The 9,497-nt window shown below is 37.9% G+C and carries 11 protein-coding genes; 8 read left to right on the forward strand and 3 right to left on the reverse strand.

Annotated features, from left to right (window positions below; translation table 11 throughout):
* The first annotated feature begins 30 nt into the window (after positions 1 to 30).
* Positions 31 to 597, forward strand: coding sequence for a CAP domain-containing protein (locus tag HH214_RS18785; RefSeq protein ID WP_169610247.1), 567 nt, complete (start codon positions 31 to 33; stop codon positions 595 to 597).
* Between the two features lie 163 nt (positions 598 to 760).
* Entirely contained in the window at positions 761 to 3,040 is a 2,280-nt protein-coding gene (locus HH214_RS18790; protein ID WP_211166258.1) for a FlgD immunoglobulin-like domain containing protein, read from the forward strand.
* 408 nt (positions 3,041 to 3,448) lie between these two features.
* Here the strand turns inward: HH214_RS18790 and HH214_RS18795 are convergent, their stop codons facing one another.
* Complete coding sequence (locus HH214_RS18795; protein WP_248282144.1) at positions 3,449 to 3,697, reverse strand: winged helix-turn-helix transcriptional regulator; 249 nt, start codon at positions 3,695 to 3,697, stop codon at positions 3,449 to 3,451.
* 276 nt (positions 3,698 to 3,973) lie between these two features.
* On the opposite strand from HH214_RS18795, the gene HH214_RS22360 reads away from it, so the two are divergent.
* Together HH214_RS22360 and HH214_RS22000 are read left to right on the forward strand one after the other, a co-directional pair.
* Complete coding sequence (locus HH214_RS22360) at positions 3,974 to 4,135, forward strand: nitroreductase family protein (RefSeq protein WP_211166259.1); 162 nt, start codon at positions 3,974 to 3,976, stop codon at positions 4,133 to 4,135.
* Positions 4,136 to 4,311: 176 nt separating this feature from the next.
* On the forward strand, positions 4,312 to 4,482 hold the full coding sequence (locus HH214_RS22000) for a nitroreductase family protein (RefSeq protein ID WP_211166260.1): 171 nt from the start codon (positions 4,312 to 4,314) through the stop codon (positions 4,480 to 4,482).
* 165 nt (positions 4,483 to 4,647) lie between these two features.
* On the opposite strand, the gene HH214_RS18805 is transcribed toward HH214_RS22000, so the two are convergent.
* Positions 4,648 to 5,079 (reverse strand): hypothetical protein, encoded by a 432-nt coding sequence (locus tag HH214_RS18805; RefSeq protein WP_169610251.1) that lies wholly within the window; start codon positions 5,077 to 5,079, stop codon positions 4,648 to 4,650.
* Between the two features lie 409 nt (positions 5,080 to 5,488).
* On the opposite strand from HH214_RS18805, the gene HH214_RS18810 reads away from it, so the two are divergent.
* Positions 5,489 to 6,130 carry a hypothetical protein gene (locus HH214_RS18810; RefSeq protein ID WP_169610253.1) on the forward strand — a complete coding sequence of 214 codons (642 nt, stop codon included), beginning with the start codon at positions 5,489 to 5,491 and terminating at the stop codon, positions 6,128 to 6,130.
* Positions 6,127 to 6,291, forward strand: coding sequence for a hypothetical protein (locus HH214_RS18815; RefSeq protein WP_169610255.1), 165 nt, complete (start codon positions 6,127 to 6,129; stop codon positions 6,289 to 6,291). Before HH214_RS18810 ends, HH214_RS18815 begins: the two co-directional genes overlap by 4 nt.
* Positions 6,292 to 6,875: 584 nt before the next feature.
* On the opposite strand, the gene HH214_RS18820 is transcribed toward HH214_RS18815, so the two are convergent.
* Entirely contained in the window at positions 6,876 to 7,238 is a 363-nt protein-coding gene (locus HH214_RS18820) for a winged helix-turn-helix transcriptional regulator (protein WP_169610257.1), read from the reverse strand.
* 128 nt (positions 7,239 to 7,366) lie between these two features.
* On the opposite strand from HH214_RS18820, the gene HH214_RS18825 reads away from it, so the two are divergent.
* Both HH214_RS18825 and HH214_RS18830 read left to right on the forward strand, forming a co-directional pair.
* Positions 7,367 to 8,113 (forward strand): SDR family NAD(P)-dependent oxidoreductase, encoded by a 747-nt coding sequence (locus tag HH214_RS18825; RefSeq protein ID WP_315853176.1) that lies wholly within the window; start codon positions 7,367 to 7,369, stop codon positions 8,111 to 8,113.
* A 22-nt stretch (positions 8,114 to 8,135) separates the two neighbouring features.
* Positions 8,136 to 8,882, forward strand: coding sequence for an SDR family NAD(P)-dependent oxidoreductase (locus HH214_RS18830; protein ID WP_169610261.1), 747 nt, complete (start codon positions 8,136 to 8,138; stop codon positions 8,880 to 8,882).
* The last annotated feature ends 615 nt before the right edge of the window (positions 8,883 to 9,497 follow it).

The raw sequence follows: 9,497 nt of genomic DNA on the forward strand, positions 1-9,497 counted from the left end.
AACAAACAAAGTAATTGCAGCTCCTGATTTATGAAGAAAAAGCTAATAATTGGCATTGTGTTGTTAGGCGGAAGTGGTATAGCCCATGCACAAATGTGGAAAAGCAGTGTGCAGTTCAGACAGGCATTTCTGAACCGTATTAATATTGTACGGCAACAAGGATGTAATTGTGGGGGTACTTATATGCCACCGGCACCTCCTTTGGTTTGGAACGATAATCTGGAGGTATCAGCCAGTCGCCATGCACGAGACATGGATAGGCTGCACTACTTTAGCCATACCAGTCAGGATGGGCGTACTATGGGCGACCGTATAGGCGCTGCCGGATACAAGTTTGAAGGGCTGAAAGCTTATACTATAGGTGAAAATATAGCTTTCGGTCAGGAAAGTATTGAAGAAGTGAACGATGGCTGGTTTAAAAGCCCAGGACATTGTAAAAACTTGATGAATGCAGCATTCAAAGAAATCGGCATTTCAGAATATAATACTTACTGGGTAGAAGATTTTGGCGGCCGCATAGGGTTTTCGCCATCCGAACAGCAGATGATAAGAAGTGGCGCCAAAATAGTAGTTAAACACGCTAGTGAAAATCACTAAGAAGATTGAAAAATAAGTTAAGGTTTGGAAGGGAAAGATAAGGTATGCACTTATCTTTCCCTTTCTTGTTCCTGAGCATAGTAATAATTTACATACAGGCTAGTACTTCCAGATGAAAAAATACCGGTATATAATCATAGCTCTTGTTTTAGGTATAAGTGCTTTGTTATTTTCTGTTGTATCAGCTCAGGAAGGAAAACCATTATATTCATCGTGTACTTTTACATTTAAAATAAAACAAACTGCGGCTACTAGTGCAGGCATTTTTGATACAGAAGGACGATTACTTAAAACACTGTGGAGCGGAGTTACTTATGCGACTGGAACGCACAAAGCAACATGGGATGGCACTGATGATGAAGGAAGACCAATGCCTGCTGGTAATTATCAGGTTAAAGTGCTATCAAATAACGTTAAATACACGTGGGAAGGAGTTATTGGTAACACATCTGCAAGTTTTACTGGTCCTACGGTGCATCATGCCCACGAAAGAATTTTAGGTGTTGCTATAGTAGGAAACAAAGCTTATTACACTACAGGCTTTAATGAACAAGGTGAAAGCAACTTTAAATTTTATACGGATAAGCCACAAAGCCGAGAAGTTATTTCACAAAAAGGTATATCAACACGGCTGTTAGCTACCGACGGTGTTCGTGTTTACTGGGCTGGTGAAGATTCATTCAATAACAGAAGATGGATGGTGTACGCCACTAACGTAGTGGATGATAAAGAAACTCTGTTTGATCATGGCACTATTATGATTACCAAACATGGTAATAAATTCAATAGTTCTTTAGATACAGTACATACTAAGATTTCTGGATTAGCTGTTCAAAAACGGGGTAATTTCCTTTTTATAGCACATCAAGATATTAATGAAGTGCATATACTTAATAAATCAACGGGTTCATTTATTAAGAACGTGTTTGTTTCTAGTCCTAAGGCCATGTGTGTTGACCAGCAGGATAACTTGTGGCTAATTTATAATAAGGAAGGGAAAGATGTTGCAGAGAAATTTAGCATTAAACCAGACGGTAGTTTATCATTACTCCATGTAATAATCAATAATTTGATTCAGCCACTTGCAATAGCAGTAGCACCAGACAATAAAACTTTGCTGGTGGCAGATGCTGGTATTAGTCAGCAGATTAAAGCATACAACAATCTGTCAGGTGCTGTGAAGTGGATTATGGGTGAGGAGGGAGGATATGCGCAAAGCCCAGATGTAACCAATAGTAAGTTTTACTTCAGCGATATGCGTGGTGTACTAGGTACCACCATTGCCTTCGAACCTGATGGATCATTCTGGATAGAAGATCCTGGTAACTCTCGTTTACAGCACTATTCGGCAACTCGGCAGTATATAAATCGCATCATGTACTTAGGTACTTCTTATAGTTGTTCGGTTGGTCTTAATAATCCAACCCGGCTATTTTCCGATTATCTCGAATTTAAAATTGATTATTTAAAGCACCTTAAACCGGATAACGGTTCTTGGACGCTGGTGAAGAATTGGGGTTATGTGGTTCCAGCAAACCTTAACGATCATAACCGCCGCTTAATACCCGTAGTCACCTTACGCAATCATCGTACTTATGGCTTGTTGTATAATAGTTCTAAACATAACTCTCAAGTAGTTGAGTTACCTGTTCAAGGTAATATGCGCATTACAGATGTTGCACTACCCTCAGGCATTTGCCAGTTAAATGCTGATGGATCAATTACGCAAGTTGGTGTAACTAAACCCGGACAACCTTTAAACTGGTATAAGTATTTGCTTGAAGGTTTTGATAATGTAGGAAATCCTATTTGGAGTAAATCGCAACTTTTAGCCTCTGTAGCCATCCGTACAACTCTTGATCCAATATATCAACCTAGTCCTATCAATTTGCATGTAGCAGAAATAACATCATCGGGTATAATACTTGCTTTTAATGCAGCACGTAGTAAAAACGGTAATGACGGGTGGCATTTAGGTGGTGTAAAAGCTGGTAATAACCAATGGTTGTGGCGTACGGCATTAAGTACATCTGAAAATTATTCAGGAAATTTTCCAACTGATGGCAAATTTGATAGTGGCAATAAGGTAAGATATGCCGGTAGCACCAGCTTAGCTATAGGAAGAAACATCTTTTGGGGCTATCATGGTGAGTTCTGGAAAAACAGCCAAGTGAATAAATGGAACCATGTTTATGATGATGGATTGTTTGTTGGGCAATTTGGTGCGATTGGTCCTAGTCCGAATGGTCCAATTTCACCTTACGGGATGGCTGGTAATGCTTATGCTGCTAGTGTGGTTAAGGATAATGTAGGTAATTTATACTTATACCACAATGATGAAAACCATCATAGTGGTGTTCACCGTTGGAAAATAACTAATCTGAACACAATTACTGAGCAAACTATTCCAGTGCAGTTAAATACAACTACACAAAATTACTAACCATTATTGATTAAATGATTGAAAAAGTCGATCAGTGCTTATTGATGTATTAGCAACAAAGAGGCAAGCGCCAATTATTGCATTTTTATATTTAAATATCAATAATGTATCAAGCTTTGTTGTTAAATAAAGCCGTTAATTTGCAGATACAAAAAGTAAATGTTATTGATAACGTTTTGTGGAGGTGGTAGTTTTGTTTCAAGATATAATTGACTTATGGTTTAAAGTCAATTATATTTTGAATAGTAAAAATTTGATGGTCTTTTAACCCCACTAAATAAGTATTAGCAGAGTAAGAAGAGAAGTATGTATTTTGTATTGTTTGTCATGAAAAAAGTAATTAGTGACGCCTTAATATTAATATAAATCACTCCCTTATAAAGTTTATCAATATAGTCAAATTGTTCTTTATCCTGTTTTCATCCTGGAAATGATGCGTTGCCTATAGATAACCCCCAATAACCCCCAATCTGTTATTGTAGTGGTAAGCTGTTTAAGCGATTTCCCATAATCGGTTATACAATATCTTACGGTAACAGGTGCAGTATTTAACACATTCCGCTCAACAAGTTCATTCGTTTCCAAATCCTTCAGCTCGCGGCTGAGCACCTTACCGGAAATACCCTTAACTTCTTTCAATAATTCAGAGTAGCGCATTGGCCGATAACACAGACACGCAATGATGGACATTTTCCATTTAAGATTTCCATGGTATCGCTGATTGCCAATATTTTGTGGTTACAGTCCTTTTTCAGATCGAAGTCTTGTTTCATATCATTCACTTGGTTACCCGTTTGTCACTGTAACTATCTGTCACCTAGTTACAGGTATATACATCAAAGTGATAGCTTTGACCTGTATATTTAATTAAAAAAAATGGAATTAATCAGGAATTTACACCGGTGATATGCCGTCAAGAAACACTCAGATGAGTTGGTCAGTGAAGATAAAATAGACCAAATTATCGAAGCCATCAACCTCAGTGCTTCTTATTGTGGAATACAACCTTACCGTTTATTTGTAATTACTAACCCGGAGGTAAGACAAAGATTAGCTGTGGGATCATTCAATACACAACAGGCTATATCGCGATGATGGAAAAGCAGCGAAATCTTGAAAACGGAGCACTTAACGGACTCAGAGATATGTTGACAAGTTTTTTATCCACACAAACACCGGAACAAAATGCTATTTGGTCGGACAAACAAGCTTATATCGGATGAGGAACAGCCTAGATTGCGGCTACAGAGCTCAAAGTAGATGCAACTCCTATGGAAAAGTTTGATCCGAAAATATTTGATGACGTTTTAAGTTTGTCAGAAGAGGGACTTCATGCTTCGGTGAATATTTCTTTGGGCTATAGGGATACTTCTAACGATTATCTCGCTTCAATGTTAAAATTTCGTTTACCAATCAACAAATTTTCAAGTAAAATAAATTAACTCGTTATAAAATTTAACGGTCAAACGTATTTCTTAGCCACGTAGTCGATCCATTAGCGGCCGTGGGGCTTATGCGCTTTCATCCATGTTTTGCATCAGGCCCAAACCAGTGCCTATTGCCGCTATATTATCAAAAAACAAAGGTTTATGAGATTTCTTGTATCCTTAAAGTGGAAATCTTAAGCAAAGCGCTGGTTGCATGCTTGAAGAAAATCCGTTCTTCAACGGAATAAAAACAGGTTGGTTGTTTAAAGATAAGGTAGCTGCCTTCCTTTTATAATGGTGTGATAAAACAAAGCACGGAATGCTTGTTAAGGTAAGTGCGGCTCCACTTGGCACCATCCATCTGGCTGTTTTTGCACCTGTCTTATTATGATTGTCTATACTACCGATTGCATAAGCAAAACCAAGGCAAAACAACGGAATTCCCGTTTCTAAGGATATCCATCCCGCATTTTTCAAAGTTTTACGCGCGGTTAAATATTTGCTTTCATGGGGTTTTTCAATTGCCGCATTTAAAACAATCGAAGTCTGCTGCGCATATGTGCTGACACTTGAATATATACTTGCGAAAGCGAGTAGGATTTTTTTCTTCATTACAAAAAACCTTTAAAGAGAAGTGGCCTATCATTGAAGGTCACTTTTTTTATAAAAGTACAAACAATAATTCCTTCCTGAAAGATCGCGATTAGACAAGAAGAAAGGTGTGCAGAGCAAAGTTGAGTCCATAATAAGGCTTAAAATATTATAACGTATTACTGGGCCATTCAGTGAAGTCGTTTGCCAACGGAAAATTCTATTCAAATTAACGTAACGCTCCATACTACTATTAGTCGCCTGCACATGCAAAAAATTTTACTTTTGATTACTACAATGCACTTATTGCTTTATCAAAAAAGGAACGTGGCTGTTGCACAACTAATTTAACTTTAAAGCTTTTAAATGGGCATAAAAGCGAGCACACTAGTTTTTACTATTTTACGCTCCTAAATCAAGAGCTACAATTTTGAAAACAGCAGCATATATTTTAGAGATAGGAGCGATTTATAAATCAAAATGGGATCCAAGGCCATTTCGAATAATTGGATTTGATGATAAAGAAGTATTTTATGATTATTTGCTTTCTCCTCCAAATACTTGGGCACTATCTAGAAACCTTAAAAAGAAAGTTTTCTTTTGTCGTATGTCAAGTAATATGTTTATGAAAGGATCTGAGAAAATAGATTCGCTACCGTTATCTGAGGAGGAATACGCAGCCTTCCGTCCAGACCTGCCTTTAAGACTCGGCAGAACTATCCAACTTTCTTGGAATAACATACCAGTTAATAATTATACTAACTTTATCTCCTACTCAGAAAACATTTTTGAAAAAGATTTTTTCAATCAAAATTTACAAGCTCCCAAAGCAATGCTATTTCCTTACGGCAACAAGGGTGGAACAAAAAAAGGTGTAACCGTCAATGCAGATAACTCACAATATATTGCTATATGTGAATTAATATGGAAAGCAAAAGGTATTCAAGAAATGGTCAACAACGACGTAAGTAAAGGGATAGGATTATATAGAAGTGGCATCGATAAAGGATGTCCTATTTATTATATTGGAGAGTATGTTGATAGAGTAGGAATACTAATACCTGCCCGATGAATAAACCTTTACTCTTTAAAGGCTTTGATAAAACCGCGGATGGCAGGCTCTTGAAGAACTACTGGGCTGCGCCTAAAGATGGTAAAGCCGGTGCTCACAAGGTCATGCTCATGGCGGCCATCGCCTACAATCTCAAAAACTACCTCAAAAGAGGAGGCTGAAAAGCCTCGGCAGCACTGTTAAAAGCTTGTCAGAACCTCATAGCACTCATTAGTTATCTTTTTAGATACCTGTTGTTAAACAGCTTTCTTAACTAGAAAGATTTCGTAGTGAATTAATATTGGAACTATTCAGGCTTAATGACTACTTGTGCAACAGTCACGTACCTTTTTTAAGAATAGTCTTCAATGAAGTCTTGTTTATCGAATTAACTGTGCTTTCGTGAAAAAATGCTATATACAATGGTACAAGCGCTACTGTTCAATCTAATAGTTCATTAAAAGTATAATGTTACTATTGCTGATTTGGAGATACTGAAATAGCGGATACTAGATTAGAAAATCAGCTTGTAGCACTCTCCAAGAAGGCTCATGAGTTGTATACCCCCAGACAGAAAGCGGAAAAGAAATACAGAATATTCCTACAATAGCAAGTCGATGTTGTATTACGAATTTCGGTAAACCTTAGTACTCACTTTTCTTGGTATCACCCGCCAGTCATTAAGCCGGATCAGAGAACAAGTCAAATGAGGTATGCCAATAACAAAAATGGTGTTGTCATATCTATTTTGATCACTTTGCCAAAATCATTGCAAAACATTTCTTTGTTGTCTTTGAGTTGAAATTTTTTTATCACCCCAATTTTTAAGATACTTGATAAAAGGTATCAGCTCTTTACCCGTTTCTGTTAAAGAATACTCTACCATTGGCGGCACCTGGTGATATACCTTCCTGTTGATAAGATCATCTTTTTCCAGTTCTCTCAGTGTTTGCGTCAGCATTTTAGTTGTTACGTCCGCTAAAACCCTTCCCAATTCTCCAAATCGGATGACAGTATATTCATTTAAACACCATAAAATCCTGCCTTTATACTTCCCGCCAATCCTTCTAAATGCCCAGTCTACCGAGCAGGTCGGAGAGTTGGAACATTCTTTTGTCATTTTCGCCATTTTTAAATCTATACTACCTTGATAATCAACATACCTACTTTTAGGTAGGTAGACTACCAAAAAGTAGGTACTTTTTCCAAAAGTATGTACAATATAGTTTTACAGCAAATAATCGTACAGCAATGATCATGAAATTGGAAAATAAAGTAGCCATAGTGACTGGCGCGTCAAAAGGAATCGGCGCAGGCATTGCCAAGGCCTATGGTTTGGCAGGTGCTAAAGTAGTCGTTAACTATGCAAAAGACCAGATTAGAGCACAAAAGGTGGTTGATTACATTATCGATCATGGTGGAAAAGCAATAGCTGTTCAAGCCGACATATCAAAACCTGATGCTGTCGAAAGGCTCTTTTCTGAGGCAATCAAAGCTTTTGAAAGGGTGGATATTCTCGTTAACAATGCCGGTATTTACGATGTGGTTATGTTAGAAGCCATTACATTAGAAATGCTTCAGGCCAATATCAATACTAATCTGGTGGGCACAATACTTTGTGCAAAAAAAGCGGCTGAGGTGATGAACGCAAATGGAGGCGCTATCATCAATATCAGTTCTACTGTAAGTATAAATCCTTTGCCGGGCACATTAGTGTATGCTGCAACAAAAGCGGCTGTCGACAATATTACGAAGGTTCTTGCAAAAGAGTTGGGGGCAAAAGGTATAAGGGTTAACACGATCTCCCCAGGTATTACAGAAACGGAGGGAACTCATGAACAAGGCTTTATGGGAGGTGAATGGGAAGCTCAATTGGTTGCACAAGTCCCAATGGGACGGATAGGACAGCCGGAGGATATTGCGAAAGTTGCCGTGTTTTTAGCTTCAGATGATGCCGGCTGGATAACTGGTGAAAGAATACAGGTTGCAGGTGGTCAATTATAATCTTAATAGTCAATCAAATAATATGAAATTAAAAGACAAAGTGGCGGTCATTACCGGATCGTCTAAAGGGATTGGAGCGGGGATTGCAAAAGAATATGCCAGGGAAGGTGCTAAAGTGGTAGTTAATTATTCAACTAGCAAAGATTATGCGGATAGAGTAGTTGAAGAAATTACCAAGAATGGAGGCACTGCTATCGCTATACAAGCGGACATTTCAAAAATAACAGATATTAAAAAACTGTTTGAAGAAACAGATAAGGCTTATGGCAGGCTGGACATTTTAGTCAATAATGCAAGTGTATGGAGATATGAAATGTTGGATGCCGTTAGCGAAGAAATTTTCCAGTTACAAATTACAACGGGGCTTATGGCTCATATTTTCTGCGCACAACGGGCAGTAGCTCGATTTGGAGATAAAGGCGGAAGCATTATCAATTTAAGTTCTACGATTAGCTTGAATCCCATTCCGGGCACGTTGATTTATTGTGCTGTTAAAGCGGGAGTCGACAGTTTAGCAAAGACATTATCTAAAGAGTTAGGACCCAAAAATATAAGGGTTAATACAATAGCTCCTGGAATGACCGAATCTGAAGGCTCAACTGCTGATGGCCGGCCTGGAAGCGCCATGGAGAAATACTTTCTTGATCAGACACCTTTAGGCCGTATTGGTTTACCGATAGATATAGCAAAAGTGGCTGTTTTCCTTGCCTCTGATGACGCGTCGTGGGTAACGGGTGAAAGAATTACGGTAGCCGGCGGATTATTGTAAGAATCTTTATTTGGAAAAGTGCTGTCCAAAAGCAGCACTTTTTGCTACTTAACTTTATGAAAGGAATCCTTACGCATGATGGTTTCCAATGCTACTTTGATTGAACAGCAATGAGCTTTATGAACAAGTCATTTGGCAAGAATCGGTTCTAGTGTAAGTTCAAGGTTTTTTAAGATGGTAATGATCTTTTGAGCATGCTGTTTAGCGTTTTTTTAACCTCCTCTTTGGAAAAAAGCCTCAACATTGATTAAAGCGCCATAAAAACAAATAGGATCTATGTAGGTCATTTGTGCGTAATACGCCGTATGTTCAAGGCTTTTACAAAATTCATAAATCCTCATGTGGTGTTTGCCCGATAGATGGTATTTTATATCAAACGAAATAGGGGGGTGTCATCTGACAGACTGTTAATCTTGTATTTCGCAACGTCTATGGTTAGACAAACGACCTCTTTCAATCGTTAGTCAACTAAAAGCGAATTTCACAAACTCACAAGAAATTTTTTATACTAAGTGGTTCATCAAAAAACGGTCGTTTTTTGGAACGAAAAAAAGAGATTTGACATTGTATAACTTTCTTTATAAATAGAACATTAATGTATGAATTATAAAACTG

The organism is Mucilaginibacter robiniae (genome assembly GCF_012849215.1).
Lineage (GTDB): Bacteria > Bacteroidota > Bacteroidia > Sphingobacteriales > Sphingobacteriaceae > Mucilaginibacter > Mucilaginibacter robiniae.